Annotated in this window: 17 protein-coding genes; 11 read left to right on the forward strand and 6 right to left on the reverse strand. The window is 35.8% G+C overall.

What is annotated here, in order from left to right:
- Positions 1–2 precede the first annotated feature (2 nt).
- The 5 genes from MMF97_RS02760 (at position 3) to MMF97_RS02780 (ending at position 7056) form a co-directional block, all read left to right on the forward strand.
- Positions 3–2171 (forward strand): exopolysaccharide transport family protein, encoded by a 2169-nt coding sequence (locus tag MMF97_RS02760; protein ID WP_243358936.1) that lies wholly within the window; start codon positions 3–5, stop codon positions 2169–2171.
- Entirely contained in the window at positions 2164–3621 is a 1458-nt protein-coding gene (locus MMF97_RS02765; RefSeq protein WP_243358938.1) for an O-antigen ligase family protein, read from the forward strand. Before MMF97_RS02760 ends, MMF97_RS02765 begins: the two co-directional genes overlap by 8 nt.
- Complete coding sequence (locus MMF97_RS02770; RefSeq protein ID WP_243358940.1) at positions 3605–4798, forward strand: glycosyltransferase; 1194 nt, start codon at positions 3605–3607, stop codon at positions 4796–4798. The genes MMF97_RS02765 and MMF97_RS02770 overlap by 17 nt, the downstream gene beginning before the upstream one ends.
- Before the next feature lie 104 nt (positions 4799–4902).
- On the forward strand, positions 4903–6111 hold the full coding sequence (locus MMF97_RS02775) for a glycosyltransferase (protein WP_243358945.1): 1209 nt from the start codon (positions 4903–4905) through the stop codon (positions 6109–6111).
- 27 nt (positions 6112–6138) lie between these two features.
- Positions 6139–7056 carry a glycosyltransferase family 2 protein gene (locus MMF97_RS02780; protein ID WP_243358946.1) on the forward strand — a complete coding sequence of 306 codons (918 nt, stop codon included), beginning with the start codon at positions 6139–6141 and terminating at the stop codon, positions 7054–7056.
- Positions 7057–7058: 2 nt separating this feature from the next.
- Here MMF97_RS02780 and MMF97_RS02785 read toward each other — a convergent pair whose 3' ends face one another.
- Positions 7059–7811 (reverse strand): glycosyltransferase family 2 protein, encoded by a 753-nt coding sequence (locus MMF97_RS02785; protein ID WP_243358948.1) that lies wholly within the window; start codon positions 7809–7811, stop codon positions 7059–7061.
- Positions 7812–7936: 125 nt separating this feature from the next.
- Here MMF97_RS02785 and MMF97_RS02790 point away from each other — a divergent pair, with 125 nt between their 5' ends.
- On the forward strand, positions 7937–9454 hold the full coding sequence (locus tag MMF97_RS02790; RefSeq protein ID WP_243358950.1) for a lipopolysaccharide biosynthesis protein: 1518 nt from the start codon (positions 7937–7939) through the stop codon (positions 9452–9454).
- Between the two features lie 4 nt (positions 9455–9458).
- Complete coding sequence (locus tag MMF97_RS02795; protein WP_243358951.1) at positions 9459–10190, forward strand: glycosyltransferase family 32 protein; 732 nt, start codon at positions 9459–9461, stop codon at positions 10188–10190.
- 51 nt (positions 10191–10241) lie between these two features.
- On the opposite strand, the gene MMF97_RS02800 is transcribed toward MMF97_RS02795, so the two are convergent.
- From MMF97_RS02800 to meaB, 5 genes are all read right to left on the reverse strand, one after another.
- Positions 10242–12515: a Tex family protein gene (locus tag MMF97_RS02800; RefSeq protein ID WP_243358953.1), complete on the reverse strand. Its 2274-nt coding sequence runs from the start codon at positions 12513–12515 to the stop codon at positions 10242–10244.
- A gap of 77 nt (positions 12516–12592) precedes the next feature.
- A complete protein-coding gene (locus tag MMF97_RS02805; protein WP_243358954.1) occupies positions 12593–13579 on the reverse strand; it encodes a pyruvate dehydrogenase complex E1 component subunit beta in 987 nt (328 codons plus the stop codon).
- Between the two features lie 91 nt (positions 13580–13670).
- On the reverse strand, positions 13671–14021 hold the full coding sequence (locus tag MMF97_RS02810) for a bleomycin resistance protein (RefSeq protein WP_243358955.1): 351 nt from the start codon (positions 14019–14021) through the stop codon (positions 13671–13673).
- A 68-nt stretch (positions 14022–14089) separates the two neighbouring features.
- The gene (locus MMF97_RS02815; RefSeq protein WP_243358957.1) at positions 14090–15421 is read right to left on the reverse strand and encodes an OmpA family protein; all 1332 of its coding nucleotides are present in this window, start codon (positions 15419–15421) and stop codon (positions 14090–14092) included.
- A 262-nt stretch (positions 15422–15683) separates the two neighbouring features.
- Positions 15684–16592: a methylmalonyl Co-A mutase-associated GTPase MeaB gene (gene meaB / locus MMF97_RS02820; protein WP_243358959.1), complete on the reverse strand. Its 909-nt coding sequence runs from the start codon at positions 16590–16592 to the stop codon at positions 15684–15686.
- Between the two features lie 105 nt (positions 16593–16697).
- Between meaB and MMF97_RS02825 the strand changes: the two genes are divergently transcribed.
- From MMF97_RS02825 to MMF97_RS02840, 4 genes are read left to right on the forward strand one after another with little or no spacing between them, the layout of a single operon-like run.
- Positions 16698–18527: an ABC transporter ATP-binding protein gene (locus MMF97_RS02825; RefSeq protein ID WP_243358963.1), complete on the forward strand. Its 1830-nt coding sequence runs from the start codon at positions 16698–16700 to the stop codon at positions 18525–18527.
- Between the two features lie 4 nt (positions 18528–18531).
- Positions 18532–19467: a hypothetical protein gene (locus MMF97_RS02830; protein WP_243358965.1), complete on the forward strand. Its 936-nt coding sequence runs from the start codon at positions 18532–18534 to the stop codon at positions 19465–19467.
- Positions 19467–20234 carry a glycosyltransferase family 2 protein gene (locus tag MMF97_RS02835; protein ID WP_243358966.1) on the forward strand — a complete coding sequence of 256 codons (768 nt, stop codon included), beginning with the start codon at positions 19467–19469 and terminating at the stop codon, positions 20232–20234. Before MMF97_RS02830 ends, MMF97_RS02835 begins: the two co-directional genes overlap by 1 nt.
- A complete protein-coding gene (locus tag MMF97_RS02840; RefSeq protein ID WP_243358968.1) occupies positions 20209–22242 on the forward strand; it encodes a glycosyltransferase in 2034 nt (677 codons plus the stop codon). The genes MMF97_RS02835 and MMF97_RS02840 overlap by 26 nt, the downstream gene beginning before the upstream one ends.
- Positions 22243–22246: the final 4 nt, after the last annotated feature.

Below are 22246 nucleotides of genomic sequence, written 5' to 3' on the forward strand. Positions count from 1 at the left end.
TTATGAATATTAGAGAATTTTTAAATCTTATTGCCAGATATAAATGGTTGATTATTGCAATTCCTACAATAACGCTTTGCATAACCTACTTGCTCGTTAAAAATCTTCCTAAAGAATATAAATCGCAGGCTAAATTATCTACTGGTTTATTGGATCCTTCAAGACAGGTTGCTCCTGATGTTCCTTCCTATTCAGGCCCAGACCTATTGATCAAGATCAATCAGCAGTTTACCAATATCATGGATATCATGGCTATGCCAAAAAACATGAGCATTCTTTCTTATCGTTTAATTTTACACGATCTTAAGAACCCACAAAAACCATTTAAACCCTTAAGCGATGATGTAAAGGCCTTGAGCGAAAACGAAAGGCAGGAGGCAATCAGATTATTTGAAGAGCGCTTAGCTCAAAAACAAGTATTAACTCCCCTAGACAATTACCATATCAAGCTATATAACTTGGTAAAATCAATGGGTTATGATGCCAAGACATTAAGTAGAAAATTATCCATCAGTCACGAAGACAACAGCGATTTTGTTACGGTAGAGTTCACCTCAAACAATACGTTTCTTTCTGTTTTTGTAGTAAATACACTCTCTAGGGATTTTATTAACAATTACAGCTTTGACCTGATCAGCAATAAGAATAAATCCATAACAGTATTAGATTCTCTTCTAAAGAAAAAAGAAGGGGTAATGAATGATAAGAATCAGCAGTTAAAGGAATATAAAATCAAAAATAGGGTGCTAAACCTTGATAAGCAATCGCAAATTGTTTACCAACAGATCATAGACTACGAGAATAAGAAGTCACAGGCATTAATCGATCTGCAATCCTTACAATCGGCTTTAAACAATGTAAATAAGAATTTGCAAAGCAGAGATCAGGATAAATACCTGGGAGCTGAGCTTTCTCAGGACAATCAAACGATCATTAGCTTAAAAAATAAGATACATACTGCCGAAAATGATTATATAGATGGAGGCTTCCTCGCTAAGGATAAAAAGAAAGTAGACTCGCTTCAACAACTGCTTAATGCACAATTGGTAAAATCCAATGATAATTATGTAAGCGATCCTTTAGTAGCTAAACAAAGTTTAATACTCAGACGCATATCTCTTGGTGTTGATCTGGATAAAACCAGAGCAAGTATTAAAGATATTGATGATGAACTGGCAAAATTAAATGCAAAGTTTACCACCATGGTTCCTTTTGATGCTGGTGTGCAAAAATATGAACGCGATGCAGATGTGGCAACCAAAGAATATTTAGACATCTTAAATCGCTATAACCAGACCAATCTGGATAAAAACATAGGATTACGCCTGCAATTAGAACAGGAAGGCGTGCCCACCTCGCCCGAGGCTTCTAAAAAGGTTATATACATGGCTTTAGCAGCCATTGCTAGCTTTGCCATTTGCTTCTTTATTCTTTTGATCATCCATGTTTTTGACCATTCTATCAACGATCAAAAACAGTTAGAGGAAGCCACAAATAATAAAGTTATTGGCGAACTAAATCATCTCAAATCAGACAGCAGCAATATCCATGAACTTTGGAAAACATCTGAAGCTTATAAAGATCGGTTAATGTATAAAAACCAGTTGCGTCATATCCGTTTCGAGGTCAATAAAATTTTAGCAAAAGAAGATTTTAAGATTTTAGGCATCACTTCCCTTAAACCTGATAAATATTATATATCTTCTGTTACGAGCCTGGCCTATGCATTTGCCCGCCTTAACAAACAAGTTCTTTTGATCGGTAATAATGAAGTTGGCTTTGAGGCACAAAAATTAAACGTACCTACCAACCAATCTGTTAAAGCAGTTTTTCAGGATTGTAGTATACAAAAAAACAAGCACATTACTTATTTAAACAGTGATCTCGAAGGTTTTTCTTTATTAGAAAAGAATGATAAAAATAACCTTACACAGTCTTTTAACAAGCTTAAAAAAGAGTTTGATCTAATCATTATTTGTCTCGAGCCTTTAAATACAGTAAATGACATGAAGGAATGGACTTTATTTACTGAAAAATACCTGGCTACTTTTATGGCTGGTAATTCTATTAGCGAAAAGGACAAAGAAGCCATAAAAGACCTTAGTGAGGATAATAAGTTTATCGGATGGTTAATTGATGGTGTGAAACGGAATAAGCGCACCAATGCTTAAAAAGTTGCGCATGTATATTACTGACAGCAAAAAAAAAATATTATTCTTCCTAATCGCGATGAGCCTTTCTATCCTGATGGCAGGCTCAATCTATCAATACGGTTTTTTAGGCCCTATCGCTGTAATGGCTTTAGTCGCCATGGGCACGTTCATGATCTCCCTGTTCAAAGAACCTAGAATTGCCTTTTGGATATATTTTGGTTACTGTTTCGTTTTAGGCTTTGTTTCCAAATCTTTCCTCAAAATTCCAGTTGGTCTTGCTTTAGATGGTATTCTGCTCCTTACTTGGTGCAGTATTCTGGTTAACAAAAATCGCTTTAACTGGAAAAATTTAAAGAATGAGCATGTTACGCTTTCATTAATCTGGTTTGTAATTAGTTTTTTAGAGGTTTTTAATCCAGCAGGAGGCAGTTTAATCGGCTGGTTTAACGAGTTCAGGTTCACTGCTCTAAGCTGGCTTTTGATTGCTCCGCTTGTTTTTCTGTTGTTTAACAACCGAAAGGACCTGAATCATTTTATTCTATTTATCCTGTTTTTTTCAGCAATAGCTACACTCTATGGTGTAAAGCAACTTTATCTAGGTGTAACCAGCGGTGAACAGCAATGGTTAAACGCAGGTAACGACTATACACATATCCTTGAGGGAAAACTCAGGGTATTTTCTATGTATTCAGATGCTGGACAGTTTGGAGCCTCACAGGCTATTATGGCTGTTATAGCATTGGTACTAGCTTCAGGACCTTTTGGGTTCATGAAAAAGATTTTTCTTGTTATAGCAGGATTACTGTTTTTATACGGCATGGGTATATCAGGAACAAGAGGCGCATTGTTTGCCTTAGTTTCAGGCTTATTTTATGCGCTTTTCTTAAGTAAGAATTTTAAGCTCTTGATTGTCGGTACCACCTTTGCCCTTAGCGGTTTATGGGTACTTAAATACACCGATATTGGTGATGAGATTTTTCAGGTGCGGCGTTTGCGCAGTGCCTTAAACCCTAAGGACGCATCTTTTAACGTAAGGTTAGAAAATCAGAAAAAATTGAAGTTCATGCTAAGAGACCTGCCTTTTGGCGCAGGTTTAGGTATGAGCGGTATGAACGGTACTACTTACAATGCCGATAAGCCTATAGCTAATGTACAACCAGATAGTTATTGGGTTAAGATATGGGTAATGTATGGTGTTGTTGGCCTGCTGATCTGGTTTTCTATCAATGCTTATATTATAGGCAAGTGCAGTGGTATTGTATGGAAGCTGAAAGATCCCCGACTTAAAGTTAAAATGGTTGCCCTTACTTCGGGTACGGTAGGCTGTTTTATTTGTAGTTATGGTAACGAAATAATGAACGGTATGCCTTCTTCAGTGATTATGTTCATGTCGTGGTCATTCGTATTTATTGCACCTATGTTAGATAAACAATCCCAAGAATTAAAAGAAAATGGAAGTAATATATAGCGTTTTAAACTTTTTATTTTGGTTATTGGGCATATATCTCCTGCTTAATTGTTGCTATTTGGCTTTTTTCACGCTTGTTGGCTTATTTACTTTACCAAAATCAAAAACATCAGCAGAGCAATCCCGTAAAATAGCCGTGCTTTTTCCAACTTATCAGGAAAATGTGGTTATTGTAGAAAGTGTAAAAGCGGCATTAAAGCATTCATATAATGGACCTTTTGAAGTAATTGTTATTGCAGATGGCTTGCAACCCGAAACGCTCCATACTTTAAAAGAGCTTGGAGCACAGGTAATTGAAGTCTTTTTTGAAAAGAGTACAAAGGGAAAGGCCATGAAGTTTGCCATGAACCAGTTAGAAGGTCAGGGATTTGATATTGCCTTAGTGTTGGATGTAGATAATGTAATGAGCGAAAACTGCCTAAACTACATTAACAATGCTTTTGAGCATGGCCAAAGAGTAGTACAAACTCACCGCACAGCCAAAAACATGGATAGCAGTTTTGCTTTTCTAGATGCCTGCAACGAAGAAGTAAATAACCATATTTACCGAAAAGGTCAGGCCGTTTTAGGTCTTTCACCGGCACTTATTGGCTCGGGAATGGCCTTTGAGTTTGAATACTTCCGCAACTTATTAAATAACATCGGCGAAACGGTTGGAGAAGATAAGCAACTTGATTTCATGATTGCCAAAGACAGGGTTCATGTGACCTACATGAACGATGTATATGTATATGACGAAAAGGTAGAGAATGCCAAAGTTTTTACCAAGCAACGTACTCGTTGGATTGCTTCACAGGTAGAATTTCTGAAAAAATATGCTTTTGAGGGTTTTGTGCAATTATTTAATGGAAACTTAGAGTTTTTCAATAAGACTCTTCAAACCTTTTTGGTACCTAGAATGCTTTTGTTGGGATTACTTTTTGTCATGACCTTACAATCCATCTTTAATCCATTTGGCCCTACCGTTATATTTTGGGCTGGTTTATTTATTTGCCTTTGTTTAACTTTATTAATTGCTGTTCCAAGGAGATTTTACGCTGATAGAAGATTATACATTGCCATGTTGCAAATACCTAAAGCTATGATAGGTATGGTAGTGGCATTATTTAGTATCGGCAAAGCCAAGAAATCTTTTATGGTAACCCCACATAGCAATAAACCTATTGATAAGAATTAATATGCCTTTAGAACTGTTAATTATTCCGGGTGTGATTTTTGGCATAATCGGCTTTATAAGTGGCCTGAATGCTTATAAAAAGGCTAAAAACTAATTATTAAGCCATGTCTGTTATTGAAAATAGAGATATAATTGTAGTAGGTCAGCAACCCTGGGATACCCCCATAGGTAGCAATTGTAAAGACCTGGCCTTAGAGTTTAGTAAACATAACCGGGTATTGTACATCAATGCACCTTTAGATCGCAGAACAAAATTCCAACAACGACATACAGAAAGTGTAAAAAAACGTGTCCGTATTATTCAGGGGCATCAAAACGGATTAGAAGAAATAGCCCCTAATTTATGGACTTTTTATCCCGATGTAGTCATCGAATCTATCAACTGGATCAAGTGGACATCTGTATTTAGATTCTTCAATAAAATTAATAACAAGCGATTTAGCAAATCTGTTAAGAAAGCCGTTTCTGAATTAGGTTTTAAGAACTTCATTTTGTTCAATGATAGTGATATGTTTAGAAGCTATCACTCAAAAGAACTTTTAAAGCCCGATTTAAGCATTTACTATTCAAGAGATAATTTATTAGCCACCTCCTACTGGGGCCGACATGGTAAATACCTTGAACCCGAACTGATTCAGAAAAGCGATCTCTGTGTAGCCAATTCGGTTTATTTAGCCAACTATTGTAAGCAATACAATCCCAATTCTTTCTACGTAGGACAAGGGTGTGATTTAGAAATGTTTAAAAACGATGACAGTGTTAAAGTTCCCGAAACGCTTTCTACCATTAAGAAACCCATACTGGGTTATGTAGGCGCTCTATTATCTGTAAGACTTGATGAACACATTCTTCTGCATCTAGCTGAAAAACGACCTGATTGGAGTATTGTTTTAGTAGGCCCTGAAGATGAAGTTTTCGCAAAAAGCAAGCTTCATCAATTAACCAATGTACATTTCCTCGGCCCGCAAAAACCCGAAACCCTGCCATCCTATATTAAAGGTTTTGACATCTGCTTAAATCCGCAAGCAGTTAACCCTTTAACTATTGGTAATTATCCTCGTAAAATAGATGAATACCTGGCCATGGGTAAACCTACTTTAGCCACAAAAACAGAGGCTATCAGTATTTTTAAGGATTATATTTATATTGCTGAAACCAAGGAAGATTATGTTGTATTAGCCGAAAAAGCTTTAACCGAAAATAACAGTAAACTGGAGCAGGAACGCATTGCTTTTGCCCAAACCCACACTTGGGAAAAAAATGCAGAGGAAATCTATAAGGCTATTCAACAGATAGAAAAGGATAAACAATAATATACAAAACAGCTATTTTAGAAGCGGATGTTACCAACCTCAATTATTACCGTTAATTATCATCAACCTGATATTACTATAGATTTACTGAAATCAATAGCAAAGTCATACTCCCCTGAACAGGTTGAGGTAATTATTGTAGATAATGGAGCGGTTAAAAATATGGAACTAATTTTCCAGCCCCATTTTCAAAACATCAAATACATCCAATCGAAAAAGAATCTGGGTTTTGCCGGAGGAAATAACTTGGGTATCAAACAGGCCAAAGGTGACTATATTTTTCTGCTTAATAACGATACCGAAATCCCAGAAGGCTACATAGAAACTATGATTGCAGAAATGGAAGCTAATGAAAACATTGGGCTTCTATCCCCTTTATTGTTATACTTTGATCAGAAAGATATCATCCAATATGCTGGTTATACTCCTCTTAACTATTTAACAGGTCGCAATGCCTGTATAGGGCAATTTGATAAAAATACAGGTCAATATAATAACCAATCTTATCAAACCGGATTTTGCCATGGAGCTGCTGTAATGTGTCGAAAAATAGATTTACAGAAAGCCGGATTAATGGATGAAAATTATTTTCTGTATTATGAAGAATTAGACTGGTGCGAGAAGTTTAAACACATAGGTAAACAGATCTGGTTTACCGGAAAGACTTTTGTTTACCATAAAGAATCGATGAGCGTAGGTAAAGCAAGTTCGGTAAAAACTTATTTCAATACCCGTAACCGGATGTTGTTTATCAGGAAAAATACCGGTTGGTTAAATACAGTACTGTTTGCGGCTTACTATACATTGGTAGCTTGCCCCAAAGCTATTTTAACACTTTTGCTTAGTAAGCAACCTGATTTAGCTAAATGGGTATTTAAGGGACTCCTCTGGAATTATACCCACAGTAAAAACAGTAAAAATCTGGGCTTTACAATTAAAAATTAGCTTTATTTCAGTCTTTTCCAGACTGTTGCCACAGCATATTTACTGAATAAATACATTGATTTTATTAAGCCTATTTTTTCATTCTCCCTTAAAATTTTCCAGGTATAACCTGCTGCTTTCAACTTATTAGCCGATACAGACCCTTGTCTGATCCTGTATTGAACCTTAGGCTGATTAATTCCATAACCATTGCCACATTTCTTAAACAGGTCAAGCCAGAAAATCCAGTCTTCATGTCCTGTTTTTTTAAATCTCAAATCACCAATTGCACTTTTTAAGACCATTGAAGTAGAAAAGATGATTACGTTATGCCATAAGAGTTTTTTATAGTTTACGCTGTCGGGAACTCCTATTTTCCCCGAAATAATCTCCCCCTCTTCATTTATTCTGTGATAAGCAAAGAACGACATCAGCAAAGATTTTTCTTCCATGTAAGTCACCTGATTAGTCAATTTCTCTCCCAGCCAGATATCATCGCTATCTAAAAAGGCAATATATTTACCATTAGCCGCTTCTAAACCTACATTACGGGCATTAGCCACACCGCCGTTTTTTTCAAGCTTAATTAACCTGATTTTAGGTTGCTGTTTAGAAAAGGCTTCAACCAGTTCACAAGTATTGTCTTTAGATTGGTCATCAATAACAATCAATTCCCAGTTCTGGTAGCTTTGCTCAAGTACCGAATTAAGGGTTGCGGTTATAAAATCTGCTGAGTTATAACAGGGTGTAATAATTGAGACAAGAGGTTGTTCCACCTAAATCTATTTAAGATAAATCAAAACAGTTTAATTACGGCCAAAATAAAGATAAATTATAACAATCCATCCAAGTTTGAACAGAAGTCGGATAAAAACGATTACTTTAGTACAACTATTTATATATGGATAAAAGACGTTTTATAATTAATCTGGTTTCCAATTTTTTTAGTGCCCTTTCCGGAGTTGGTATCTCTTTCTTTTTAACACCATATATTGTAGAACATCTTGGAAAAGAAGCTTATGGTTTCTATCCTTTGTCTAACAACTTTGTCATGTACGCCGGTATTATTACCACTGCGTTAAACTCTATGTCGAGCAGGTATATTACCATTAGTCTCGAGAAAAAAGACATCAAAGAAGTAAATACTTATTTCAATTCGGTGCTATTTGGCAATCTGCTGATTTCGCTTGTATTTGTGCTAATCAGTACCCTATTCTGTATCTTCATTGATAAGATATTAGACATCCCGGGAGGGCTGGTTTATGATGTACGTCTGCTCTTTGTATTCATCTTATTAAGTCTGATCATCAATGTTTCGTCGGCAGTCTTTTCGGTAACTGCCTTTGCTTTAAACAGATTTGATAAACTGGCGGTGATCAACATTATATCTAATGTATTAAAATTAGGGGCTATCATTTTATTGTTCTACTTTTTTACCCCAAGAATACACTTTTTAGGCGTAGTAACCTTTGTAACCGCCATCTATGTATTTTACGCTAATTACAGGATTACTAAAAAGCTTCTTCCTGAGGTTCATATCAGCTGGTCTTTTTTCTCACGCAGTGCCCTGTCCGTAATCGTAGGCTCGGGCATATGGAATTCGGTTATGGCCTTGTCTAATGTAATCAATACACAGCTTGACCTGCTTATAGCCAATCATTTTTTCAAGGCTTCAGGCATGGGTTTTTTATCCCTTACCAAGTTTATTCCCAATGCGATTTATATCTTACTGGGGATTATCGTTCCTATCTTTTTGCCCGAGATGCTCAAAGCTTATGCACAAAATGACATGAACAAGCTGAAGCAAAACTTAGACCTATCCTTTAAAGCAATTTTTGTGGTAGTTCTGTTACCTCTATCTGTATTCTTTGTATATGGTGATGCTTTTTTCAGATTATGGTTACCTACCCAAGATGCTCATGCCCTTCATATACTTTCTATTATCACTTTGGTACCTTTTATTGTACATGGAACAATAGAAACCGTTTACCATGTTTTTGTGATTACCAACAAGCTTAAAATAGCTTCTTTCTGGGGCATCTTTATATCTATTCTAAACTTTGTTTTGGTAATCATATTGTGCATACATAGTTCATTAGGTATATATGCTATTCCTGTAGCGGCTTTAATTAGTGGTGTGTTTAGTCATTTAACATTTACGCCTTTGTACGCGGCATATTGTCTGCAGGAAAGCAGGTGGTTTTTTTTCATTAAAATCATCAAAGGTCTTGCCGGTTTTAGCGTTCTGATATTGATTACCTATGGATGGAGAAAGTTAAACTGGGTTCCGGTAGATTCCTGGTTTATGTTTATCCTAAATAGTTGTGCTATTGGAATAGTATTATTGGCTGTTACTCTGGTTATGAAGTTTGATAAAGCCACCTTAATAGACATCTATAAAAAAGTGAGGAAAAAGTAAGTTTATGATACCTAAGATTATTCATTATTGCTGGTTTGGCAGGGGAGAAAAGCCTGCATTGGCTTTAGAGTGCATTCAATCATGGCAAAAGCATCTTCCTGGTTATGAAATCATGGAATGGAATGAAGATAATTTTGATATCAACAGCTATACTTTTTCGGCTGAAGCTTATAAAGAACGGAAATTCGCTTTTGTCTCTGATGTATGCCGTTTACATGCCTTAAAAGAAATGGGTGGAATATACATGGATACAGATGTAGAGTTCTTACGCCCACTAGACATTTATATCCTCGATAATAAGGCTTTTACAGGCTTTGAAGACAACTTACTTATATCTTCGGCTATAATGGGCAGTGAAAAAGGTGGACAATGGATAAGCGATCTTCTTTCTCATTATATAGACAGGAGCTTTTATCTAAAAGATGGAAAATTAGATGTTAATCCCAACACTGAGATTATAACAGCATTTATGAAGAAGGAGAAAGGTATATTGATCAATAACACCTTTCAAAAAATAGAGGATTATTGCACAATATATCCTAGTGATTATTTTTGTCCTAAAAGCTGGAAAACATTAAAGGTAAACCTTACAAACAACACATATTGCATACACCATTTTGCAGGATCATGGTTACACAAAGAATATAGTTTATTGGGTAAAATAGCCAATGCTTTATTAGGCAAAAGAATTGCAGATTATCTTTCAGGAAAATACAGAAAAATAAAGAACAAATAATATAATGCCATTTTCAAGAAAGCCTGCCCCGAAAATGGCATTTGCGCTCTTTTATTTAAACATATCTTTGAGTTTGGCTAATTTAGTTTGTAAATCTCCATCGGCCTCTTTCTTTGTTTTCGGTTGTTGTTGAAAATGCTTAGGTTTCTGTTCTTTTTTCTGAAACTGCTTTTCTCTACTTTTTGTCCCTTGCTCTTTTACCTCTTCTTTCATCGACAAAGAAATTCGTTTACGGGCAATATCAACATCGGTTACTGTTACACTTACAACCTGACTAACTTTAACGATCTCATTAGGATTAGCAACAAATCTATTTGCCATCTGGCTGGTATGGACTAAACCATCCTGATGTACGCCAATATCCACAAAAGCACCAAAATTGGTAATATTAGTAACAATCCCTTGCAGCTTCATTCCAGTTTTTAAATCTTCAATGCTATTTATACCATCCGCAAAGCTAAATGCCTCAAATTGTTCACGTGGATCACGACCAGGTTTTGCCAGCTCTTTCATAATATCTTGCAGCGTAGGTAAGCCCACTTCTGCACTTACGTATTTATTCAAATGGATTTTCTGGTGTAATGTTTTATCGTGCATCAATTGCTTTACGTCTACCCCCAAATCTGCCGCCATTTCTTTAACTAAATTATAACGCTCAGGGTGTACTCCGCTGCTATCTAAAGCATTTTCAGCATTTCTGATACGCAAAAATCCCGCAGCTTGTTCAAAAGCTTTATCTCCTAATCTTGGTACCTTCTTAAGGCTTTCACGATTTTTAAACGGCCCGTTTTTGGTTCTGTAAGTAATGATATTCTGAGCCAGGCTCTCTCCCAATCCAGATACATAGGCAAGGATTTGCTTAGAAGCTGTATTGAGCTCAACCCCAACAGCATTTACACAACTCATCACCGTATCATCCAAACTCTGTTGTAATTTGCTCTGATCTACATCATGCTGGTATTGGCCTACGCCTATAGACTTAGGGTCTATCTTAACCAATTCGGCCAAAGGATCCATTAATCTTCTGCCTATAGATACAGCCCCCCGTACAGTTACATCATGATCAGGAAATTCTTCTCTGGCCAATGGTGATGCAGAATAGATAGATGCACCACTTTCATTTACCATAACGATGGTAATATTTGCCAACTTCAAATTTCTTATAAAAGTTTCCGTCTCGCGACCTGCTGTTCCATTCCCTATTGCGATGGCTTCAATCTCATGTTTATCGCAAAGCTGGTTTATTTTCCATCCTGCATCTTTAACATTTCCTTGTCCGGTATGAGGGTAAATGGTTGTATTTTCTAATAGAGTACCCTGTCTGTCTAAACATACCACTTTACAGCCCGTTCTAAATCCAGGATCTATTGCCATCACATTTTTCTGACCCAAAGGAGCGGCCATTAACAATTGTCTCGCATTCTCTGCAAATACCCTTATTGCTTCCTCATCTGCCTTTTGCTTAGTTAAGGCTCTTAGCTCGGTTTCCATCGAAGGTTTTAGCAAGCGCTTATATCCGTCTTGCAAAGCCAGATCAACCTGCTGGCTAGCACTGTTGTTTCCTTTAATGAACAGCTGCTGCAAAATTGTAATTGCGCCCTCATCTTCAGGTAGCACATCCAATTTTAGATAACCTTCTTCTTCACCCCTTCTCATTGCCAAAACTCTATGCGATGGCGCAGTTTTCGCCGTTTCTTCCCAATCAAAATAATCCTTGTACTTGATTGCTTCTGCTTCTTTATTTTTAACTACAGTACTTTTATAAGTCGCCTTCTTTTCAAAATACGACCTCATCCTTTCCCTAGAATCGCTATGTTCACTAATCAGTTCTGCAATAATATCTCTTGCACCCACAATCGCATCTTCCATATGAAGAACACCTTTCTCTTCATTAACGAAGGTCTCTGCTTCGCTTTCTAAATCCATTTTATGCTGAGCAAAAATCTTTAACGCTAAAGGCTCTAACCCTTTTTCTTTTGCTACACTTGCCCTGGTTTTTCTTTTTGGTTTAAAAGGAAGGTAGATATCCTCTAGAAGGCTTAATGTTTCTGCCTCTCTTATCTTTTTCTCCAGTTCAGGATTGAGCTTATCAAGTTCTGTCAGCGACTTTAAGATAGCTTCTCTCCTTTTTTCAAGCTCCCGGAGTTGCTGAGCCAAATCTCTGATCTGAGCAATTTGTACTTCATCAAGGCTTCCGGTAATTTCTTTCCTGTATCTTGATATAAAAGGAATAGTTGCCCCTTCTTCAAGGAGGTCTAAAGTTGCCTTAACCTGCTTATCTTTTAAAGCTAATCTGGTTGCGATGTATGGATAATTGGCATTCATTATTCTAAGTGTAGAAAATTAAAAAGTCCTCAAATTCAAAACTTGAGGACTTAAATTATGGAAAAAATAATCTAATATTATTTATTTACGTACATTACTTCTTTAACGGCTTTAACTACACGCTCTGCATTTGGTAAGCTTGCGGCAATTAAAGTAGGTGCATATGGAAGTGGCACATCTGCACATGTAATACGAGTTACAGGAGCATCTAAATAGTCAAATGCATTTTTCTGAACATTAAATGCAATTTCAGATGAAATAGAAGCTAAAGGCCATGCCTCTTCAACCACTACTAAGCGGTTTGTTTTCTTAACCGAATTGATAATAGCAGCATAATCTATTGGCCTAACTGTACGTAGGTCTATTACTTCTGCATTGATACCATCTTTTGCCAATTCTTCAACCGCAGGATTAACAACACGGGTTAACATCTTACCAAAAGTTACAATAGTAACATCTGTTCCTTCTTTAACAACATTTGCTTTTCCTAACTCTAAGTAGTACTCTTCTGCAGGAACATCTCCTTTATCTCCGTACATAACCTCAGACTCCATGAAAATTACAGGATCTGGATCTAATATTGCTGATTTTAATAAACCTTTTGCATCATATGGAGTAGCAGGCACTACCACTTTCAAACCCGGACAGTTTGCATACCAGTTCTCGAAATTTTGTGAGTGTTGGGCTGCTAATTGTCCTGCATTTCCGGTTGGGCCACGAAACACGATAGGACAAGAAAACTGGCCTCCACTCATTGATAACATTTTAGCAGCGCTATTGATTACTTGGTCAATAGCAACCAATGAGAAGTTAAAGGTCATGAATTCAACAATTGGCAACAATCCGTTCATAGACGCACCAACACCAATACCGGCAAAACCAAGCTCGGCAATAGGGGTATCTATAATCCGTTTTTCACCAAACTCATCTAACATACCCTGACTAACTTTATAAGCACCATTATACTGCGCAACTTCTTCGCCCATTAAGAAAATGTTCTCGTTTTTACGCATTTCTTCGCTCATTGCTTCGCGTAGTGCTTCTCTAAATTGAATTTCTCTCATTTTATTTTGAAATATTATCAAGCGCAAATATAAGATTTGTATCGTAATTTTAAAGTAGTGTTTTGATTACACTTAGGCTTTACGTTATCCATTAATCAGGTATGTCTTGCCCAAAATGAATAATATTACCATTATTATCTAATATAGAGAACTGGCGCATGCCCCATTCCATATCCTTTAAATGCCCATTTGGATGTATTATATTTAAAGCATTGTATTTTTCATAAAGTTCATCTACTTCAGTAACATTAACATAACACCCTGTATTTTTAGGGATGGCAGAATCATCGGTAGGCCATAAATGTATTTGCACATTATCTTTACTGAAGATCAGATAACCCTCCCAATTTGAATGAAAGGTAAATTCCAGTTTTTCTGTATAAAAAGCAATTGTTTCGTTAGTATTTAACGAAGCCAATATGGGTACTGCTGATTGAAGCATAGATATTCTTGTTAAACAAAAAAGAGCTTCAAAATTTGAAGCTCTTTTTAATAGGTGTTATACTATAATTAGTTTCTTACAGTTTGTACACGACGGTTTTGGATACGACCTTCTTCAGTATCGTTTGAAGCAATTGGATTAGCTTCTCCGTAACCTTTAGTAGCAACTTGGCTACCTTTAACACCAGAGTTTACTAAGTAAGTTTTTACTGAGTTAGCTCTGTCTTTAGATAATTTCAAGTTGTATGCAGCAGTACCTTCGCTAGAAGCGTAACCGTTTACAGTTACTTTACTACCGTTTTCACGCAAGATTGAAGATAATTTATCTAAAGTTGGATAAGATTCTGTTTTTAAAACTGAACTGTTGAAATCAAATTGAATGTTCTCAAAACCAGTAACTGCGTTGTTGTTGTTGGCTTCAACTACAGTTGTTTTAGCTTCTGGGAATTTGATAGTACGACCAGAACCATCAACTACAGCACCTGGAGCTGAATTTGGCTCTTTATCAAACATATCAGCAACACCATCACCATCGCTATCTTTTTTCAAATCTTCAACAGATTTTTCTACGTTAGCAACACGGTTTTTCAATGCTTCAACTTCTTGACGTAATGAAGGATCTTTTAACTCATCATACATCATAGCTACTGGGTTTACCCAATCCAAGTTAGGTTTAGCTTTTGAACCTAAAGAGAATTCTAAACCAGCTGATCCGTAAGAGAATTTATCTTTTGAAGGACTTTTTGCATAAGTTCCATCAAAATTATCTCCGTCAACATAGTTCATTGTATAAGCTAAGTTGAAAGAAACACGGTCAGATACTTTAAATTTGATACCAGCACCTACAGGGATGTAAGCTTGTTTAATGAAGTCTTTATCTCCGTCTTTACCGAATGTACCTTTGTTGTCTTTACCATCTACGATTGGATTGAAAGCAACAACACCGTAACCAGCTGTTACAAAGAAATTAACAGAATTCTCACGACGGATAAAATCGATAGTAGCAACATTAACTACACCTCTTAAATCTAATGCATACTGAATATCTGTTTGAAATCCTTTTGGAGTCATAGAAGGATTATCTTTATTTGTTCCAGATACTTTACCACGGAAAATATTACCTTCTAATCCAAATGAGTGTGCTAATTGCTTACGTAATGAAAGACCATAACCTAAGTTAGCTTCCCAGTTTGAAAAGTCATCAGAACCTCCGGTTAAAACTACAGGTGTTAAAACACCTCCGTTAATACCTAAAGACCACGTTCTGTACTGTGCTCTTCCACCAAATACCTTAGCAGAAGACGAGGTCGCTGGAGCATCTTGTGCATTCGCTAAGGAAGTAACCCCTAGTAATGCTACTAAAGAAGCTGCAACACCCTTTTTTAAAGTAGAATAATTCATAATTTTCTTTTTTAAGGTTAAACAAAATATTTCTATTGTATAATTTTTTGCTCTACAAAATTAAACAATTTTTCAAATTCTCAAAATGAAACACAAACACCGTTCCAAAATCAGTTCTATTTAAAAAATGTATTGTTTTTTATCATTTTTTAATTTATCTGCTTTTATTTAATTCTTTATTGTGATTAAAATTAACAACAAATACGTTTTATTTGCCAAACAAATTCATTTTGATCGACCTGCTTTTTAGACAGTTGCTTTATTAATTATGTACCTTCAACCATTCTTCAACAAATCTGTAAACATTAAAATGTGGTTCTTTTGCCGCATTAACAATAGCATTATATAAAATATCTGTTTTGATATGTGCCATTTTTTGCTGCTGAATAATTTTGAGCGCTTTTTGTGTAATTAATATATTTTTTCTGTCTGAGTTCTGCTCAAAAGGTTTCTCTATCCACTTTATAAGATCATTTATACCTTCGTTCTTTTCTGCTACTGTTTTAAACACAGGTATCTTGTGATGCTGTTCTCTAACCATTTTTGTTAAGCTATTAGCAAAATGATCAGCACCTTCTCTGTCTGCTTTATTGACCACAAACGCATTAGCGATTTCCATTAAGCCCGATTTAATATGCTGTATCTCATCTCCTGCTTCGGGTACTAAAACCAGTATAGTTTTATCTGCCAACCCTGCAATTTCTATTTCAGATTGTCCTACTCCAACTGTTTCAACAATGATTAAATCAAAGTTGGCAGCCCTCAGAACATCGATCATTTCCAGAGTTTTTTCAGAAACACCCCCCAATGATCCTCTTGTTGCCAAAGATCTGATAAATAAGTTGGGGTTGTTAAAGTTCTTAACCATTCTTATCCGGTCGCCTAACAAAGAGCCTAAATTAAATGGAGAAGTCGGATCAACGGCCAAAACCGCCACCTTTCTCCCACCAGAAGTTAAAGAAGAGACGATAGCGTTTACCAAAGTACTTTTCCCAGCTCCAGGAGGCCCGGTTATACCTACAACAGATGTTGAACTATGATAATTTAAAGACTTTAAGAGCTCTTCTGAAGGCTGAATATTATTTTCAACGAAAGTAAGCGCCCTTGCTATGGTCTTAAAATCGCCAATTGAAATATTATGTATGAATTCTTGTAATTTAATTGCAAGCATAATTAAACAAACATAATAATTTTAAATTGTTGGCCTATCTTTAAATTTTGGTCACAATAAAGATTTTATTAAAAACCGTACCTTTGCTAACTTTCAGTATTTTGAATGAAAACATATTTTAGACTATTATCATTTGCAAAACCCATAGAGAAATTTGCAATTCCTTATGTTATTGCAACACTGCTATCCATCATTTTTGGCACATTAAATCTTACCCTACTTGTTCCTTTATTTGAAACTTTAATATCAAAAGGCGCTTCATCTATTACCTCGGTTGCCAACAAAGCAACCTCTTCTTTTGATATTACATCACAGTTTAAAGATTTTGTAAATCAGTCCATAATCACCAACGGGCAATCAACCACATTAAGTTATGTTTGTATGGTTATTGTCGCATCAGTATTGCTATCTAATTTATTCAGGTATTTTTCTCAACGGTACATGGAAGATTTAAGAGTACATACATTATTAAATCTACGTAAAACTGTATTTAATAATGTAATGAATCTGCATGTGGGATACTTTAGCAATGAAAAAAAGGGTGATATTATCTCAAAGGTTGCCTCAGATGTACAAGTAGTGCAATATACTGTTACCAATACCCTGCAGGTTGTCTTTAAAGAGCCTCTTACACTTATATTTTACATTTTAGTATTGCTTTCCATCTCTGTAAAGTTAACCTTGTTCTCTTTATTGGTCATCCCTGTTTCAGCTTTTATCATCAGCAAAATTGTTAAGCGCTTAAAACAGCAGGCTAAGGAAGCTCATGAATCTTTTGCAAAAATGATTGGCTTCTTAGACGAAGCTTTGGGCGGCATAAAAATTATTAAGGCCTTTAATGGCACACAGCGGATTAAGGAAAAGTTTCATGAGGAAAATGTTTTTTATTCAAACATTAACCGCAAAATGGTACGCAGACAACAATTAGGTTCTCCTGTTTCTGAGTTTTTAGGCGTATTAATGGTATCTGTAATTGTTTGGTATGGAGGAAATCTGATCATTAGCGGAGATCCGGGAGCTCTATCTACCAGCCAGTTCATTGCTTATATTGCCATATTCTCACAGGTTATGCGCCCGGCTAAAGCACTTACCGATTCGTTTAGCGGCATACACTCTGGAATTGCTGCCGGCGAAAGAGTTTTAGACCTTATAGATACAAAACCTGCATTTACGGATCAATCTGAGGCAAAACCTCTGAATTCTTTTAACGAAAAGATTACGCTAGAAAATGTGAGCTTTAATTACGGGGAAATAGAAATCTTAAAACAGATTAACTTAACTATTGAAAAAGGAAAGACGATAGCTTTGGTAGGCCCTTCTGGTGGCGGTAAAAGCACTTTACTTGATTTAATTCCCCGATTTCATGATCCTAAGAGTGGAACGATTAAAATAGACGACAAGAATTATACAGACCTTACTGTTGAGAGTATTCGGTCTCAAATGGGCTTAGTTAATCAGGATTCTTTTTTATTCAACGATTCTATTTTCAACAACATTGCCTTTGCTAACCCTAATGCTACAGAAGAGGAAGTAATTGCCGCTGCAAAAGTAGCTAATGCTCATGGGTTTATTATGGAAACCGAGGCTGGTTATCAAACCAATGTAGGAGACAGAGGTAATAAATTATCTGGCGGCCAAAAACAAAGAATATGCATTGCCAGAGCTGTATTGGCAAATCCTCCTATTATGTTACTGGATGAGGCGACCTCTGCTTTAGACACTGAATCTGAAAAACTGGTTCAGAATGCTTTGAATAATTTAATGCAAAATCGAACTTCTGTAGTAATTGCTCACAGGTTAAGTACTATACAGCATGCTGATAAAATCGTGGTTTTAGATAAAGGTAAAATTGTAGAGCAGGGTTCTCATGCTGAATTGATCGCACAAAAAGGCTTATACAATCGCTTGATAGAAATGCAGGCTTTTAATGAATAATTATATGAACCCGTTAAAAATTATATTTACAGTTTGCACCAATAACTATCTTGCACAAGCAAATGTTTTAGCTAAATCTGTTAAAAAACTAGCCCCAGATTACACATTTTATCTGTTCCTGGCCGATGAATTTAGTCCTGAAATAGAATATAGCAAGCTTGAAAACATCAATTTCATTAATTGGCAAGATCTTCCTATAGATTGTGAAGATCTTAAAAAGAAATTTGACGTGGTTGAGCTGAGTACCGGAATTAAAGCCAGTTGCTTTAAATATCTGTTTTCAAAATACGAAGCAGAAATTGTTCATTACTTTGATCCTGATATCAGATTATTCTCATCTTTAAATCATCTTGATGCATATTTTGATCAGGCATCCATATTGCTTACACCTCATATTTTTAATCCTATTAAGTGGCAGGATGGTTCTCCCAATGAAAATCTTTTCCTGCGCCATGGCCTATATAATTTAGGTTATTTAGGGTTAAAAAAATCGGAGGCCGCTGCTGCCACTCTTGACTGGTGGGAAGATCGTTGCTTGAAAATGGGATTTAACAATCCAAAATATGGTTTTTTTGTAGACCAGCTCTGGATGAACTATATCCCCCTGTTTCATCCCAAAGAAACGTTTATTATATTAGACAAAGGTTACAATATGGGACCATGGAATTTACATGAACGAAGCCTAAACAGTAAAAACGATTCTTCTTTTATGGTGAATGGTGAAAGCAATCTTGTATTTTACCATTTCAGCTCTTACAACTATAAGCAGCATGAGATTTCAAGGCATTACAGATATACATTTGCAAGTAATCCTGATGTTAAACCTGTTTACGACATCTATCAAAAGGAAATGATCGAAGCCGGAGTTGAAAAATTTGAGCTGTTTAAATGGGCCTACACCAAGAAAAAATCCTTTTTAAAAAAGTTTTTAAAGAAATAATGACAGGTAATTCCCCTAAGATTAGTGTTGTAATTCCGGTTTTCAATGCAATTGCCACCATTGAAAATGTTATAAAAAGTGTATTGGATCAAACCTATGGCCATAAGGAGCTGATCATCATAAATAACCTTTCTACAGACGGAACTACGGAAATACTTGAAGGTTTTGGGGATAAAATAGATGTTCTCATTTCTGAAAAAGACGAAGGCATATATGATGCCATGAATAAGGCCTTAAAATATTGCTCTGGCGATTGGGTGTATTTTTTAGGGTCTGATGACGTTTTTTATGACAACAATGTTCTGACCAGCATTTTTTCAAAAATGAATGATGTAAAGCATAATGACATTATTTATGGAAATGCCTTTTATATTCATCGCAAAACCATTCGTTTTAAGAAGATGAATAGGTATAAGCTTGCAAAACATAACTTTAACCATCAAACGGTTTTCTATCCCAGAGAAATTTTTAAGCACTTTAGCTATGATACAAAATACAAGCTTTGGGCAGATTACAACCTCAACATCCAACTGTTCTTTAAAACAACCTATAAGTTCCGCTATTTTGATATCATCGTAGCAAAGTTTAACGACAGAGGTTCTTCGGGAAATAATGATGACCAGGATTTTATAAGAGATAAGAAAAAAATCATACATCGGATATTTCCATTTGATGTTTTAGCTTTTTACTACGGACGGGAATTATTTTTGCTGATCAGAGATTTTTTAAAAAGAAAAAGAAATGAAAATAGACAGAATAAGGCTTAAGCTTAAAACAAAAGCGATTAACTTAAGCTATGCGGCCGCAACGGTCTATTTCGGGAATCAAAAAACTATTTCTCTTAAATTAATCATCATTATTTTAAAAAAATGGGCTTATCTACTCGCTTATAATATTTTGGCTTTAGGTATAGCAAAAAGCAGAAAAACAAGTCTCTCATTTTTTCTAAACGATATCAAGCCAACCGAAAATTTTTTCAATGCCACTTATAAACCAGTTGTTTTTGATGCTCCTATTGTTTGCATCATTATTAATGCGGTAAATTGTCCCGAAAAATATTTACACAATTGTTTAGCAAGTATTGATAACAAAGTAAAATCGATACGTTATGAGCTTGTTGTGATTACAAATGAGCGATATCAATTACCTGACAACATTAAACAGGTATCGACAAGTCTTGATAAAGACATCTTAGCAAAAAATATAAATGCGAAATATACTTTTTTAATACGTGCCTATCATCAATTACTTAATGATGTTCTTGTCAACTGTATACAATTTACGGGTGATTTTAGTGCATTAACTTCTAAGATAATTTTTGCAAGTAATGGCTTGCTAAAGTGTGCCGGAGCAAGGTATGAAAACCAAAAAGTAATCCTGCAAGGACTTTATTCTAATCCTAACGATTTCGGGTTTAATTATATTACGCCAGTAGAGTTAGCTACCGAAACCTTATTTGTTAAAACATCTGATTTACTCGAATTAGAAAATTTTGTTTTAGAGACAGATAACTGGGTAGAAAGCTTAGCCAAACTAAGCTCAAATCTATGCACTAATTTAAATAGACCCGTTTACTATTATCCCTTGTTAGCTTTTGAAACATACAGCGATGAAGTATTTGAGGCAACTTTAGACCAAAGTCCTGTATATCTTACTCAGCAGAATGGGCTTAAAAATCAGGCAATTTTGGTTGTTGATGCCGTATATCCAACCCCAGATAAAGATTCCGGCTCAAGAAGGCTTTTTGAACTGATTAAAATTTTCGAATCGCTAAATCTTACGGTTTATTTTTTAGCTCACGAGGCAATAACAACAGAAAAATACTATAATGACCTGGTAAATCTGGGTGTGAGAGTATTTAGGGGAAATTACCACAGAGAGAAACAGTTTTCTAAATTAAACTCATATCTGCCTGAGATTGATTTTGCATGGATTTCGCGGCCTGATATGAATGAAATTTATGGTGAGCGTATTAAACAGACCAATCCACATATGAAGTGGATATACGATACTGTAGATTTACATTTTATAAGGGAACAACGAGCTAAACAAGTTAGCAGTAGTGTTTCTTTGGTAATTGATTACAATATAGACCAGCTCAGGGAAAAAGAACTTAAACTGGCAAGCCTTGCTGATTATACCATTACGGTAACCGATGTTGAAAAAGATATTTTGAACCAGTATAACATCGCGAATGTGTATACAATCCCCAATATACATCCCCTACAAAACATAGCTGATAAAAATCTTCCATTTAACGAGCGGGAAGGGTTACTATTCATCGGCAGTTACCTTCATCAACCTAATATTGATGCTGCTTTTTGGCTAGTTACAGAAATTATGCCCCTTGTTTGGCAAACACACCCACACATAAACGTATTTCTGTTAGGCAGTAACCCAACTGAGAATATTATGAGTTTAGCCTCAGATAGGGTTATGGTACCCGGTTATATAGAAGATGTAGCTCCTTATTTTCTAAATTCTCGCATATTTGTTGCTCCCTTACGCTTTGGAGCCGGAATGAAGGGAAAAATTGGACAGAGTTTGGAGTTTGGCCTTCCTGTTGTATCAACAGAAATTGGAGTAGAGGGTATGTATTTAAATGATGAAGAGAATTGTATGGTAGCCAATGATACCGTTGCATTTGCGGCAAAAATTATTCGCTTATATGATAATGGCGTATTATGGCAGAAAATCCATGAAAACTCATTAAATGCCATTGCTAAATATTCACCTGAATCTGTAACTAACCAGCTTAAAGATATTTTATTTTAGCATT

The sequence above is a fragment of the Pedobacter montanisoli genome (assembly GCF_022809115.1).
In the GTDB taxonomy this organism is placed as follows: domain Bacteria; phylum Bacteroidota; class Bacteroidia; order Sphingobacteriales; family Sphingobacteriaceae; genus Pedobacter; species Pedobacter montanisoli.

Coding starts and splice junctions, on each gene's coding strand:
- MMF97_RS02760 (WP_243358936.1), top strand. CDS start 3: ATGAATATTAGAGAATTTTTAAATCTTATTGCCAGATATAAATGGTTG.
- MMF97_RS02765 (WP_243358938.1), top strand. CDS start 2,164: ATGCTTAAAAAGTTGCGCATGTATATTACTGACAGCAAAAAAAAAATA.
- MMF97_RS02770 (WP_243358940.1), top strand. CDS start 3,605: ATGGAAGTAATATATAGCGTTTTAAACTTTTTATTTTGGTTATTGGGC.
- MMF97_RS02775 (WP_243358945.1), top strand. CDS start 4,903: ATGTCTGTTATTGAAAATAGAGATATAATTGTAGTAGGTCAGCAACCC.
- MMF97_RS02780 (WP_243358946.1), top strand. CDS start 6,139: ATGTTACCAACCTCAATTATTACCGTTAATTATCATCAACCTGATATT.
- MMF97_RS02790 (WP_243358950.1), top strand. CDS start 7,937: ATGGATAAAAGACGTTTTATAATTAATCTGGTTTCCAATTTTTTTAGT.
- MMF97_RS02795 (WP_243358951.1), top strand. CDS start 9,459: ATGATACCTAAGATTATTCATTATTGCTGGTTTGGCAGGGGAGAAAAG.
- MMF97_RS02800 (WP_243358953.1), bottom strand. CDS start 12,515: ATGAATGCCAATTATCCATACATCGCAACCAGATTAGCTTTAAAAGAT.
- MMF97_RS02805 (WP_243358954.1), bottom strand. CDS start 13,579: ATGAGAGAAATTCAATTTAGAGAAGCACTACGCGAAGCAATGAGCGAA.
- MMF97_RS02810 (WP_243358955.1), bottom strand. CDS start 14,021: ATGCTTCAATCAGCAGTACCCATATTGGCTTCGTTAAATACTAACGAA.
- MMF97_RS02815 (WP_243358957.1), bottom strand. CDS start 15,421: ATGAATTATTCTACTTTAAAAAAGGGTGTTGCAGCTTCTTTAGTAGCA.
- meaB (WP_243358959.1), bottom strand. CDS start 16,592: ATGCTTGCAATTAAATTACAAGAATTCATACATAATATTTCAATTGGC.
- MMF97_RS02825 (WP_243358963.1), top strand. CDS start 16,698: ATGAAAACATATTTTAGACTATTATCATTTGCAAAACCCATAGAGAAA.
- MMF97_RS02830 (WP_243358965.1), top strand. CDS start 18,532: ATGAACCCGTTAAAAATTATATTTACAGTTTGCACCAATAACTATCTT.
- MMF97_RS02835 (WP_243358966.1), top strand. CDS start 19,467: ATGACAGGTAATTCCCCTAAGATTAGTGTTGTAATTCCGGTTTTCAAT.
- MMF97_RS02840 (WP_243358968.1), top strand. CDS start 20,209: ATGAAAATAGACAGAATAAGGCTTAAGCTTAAAACAAAAGCGATTAAC.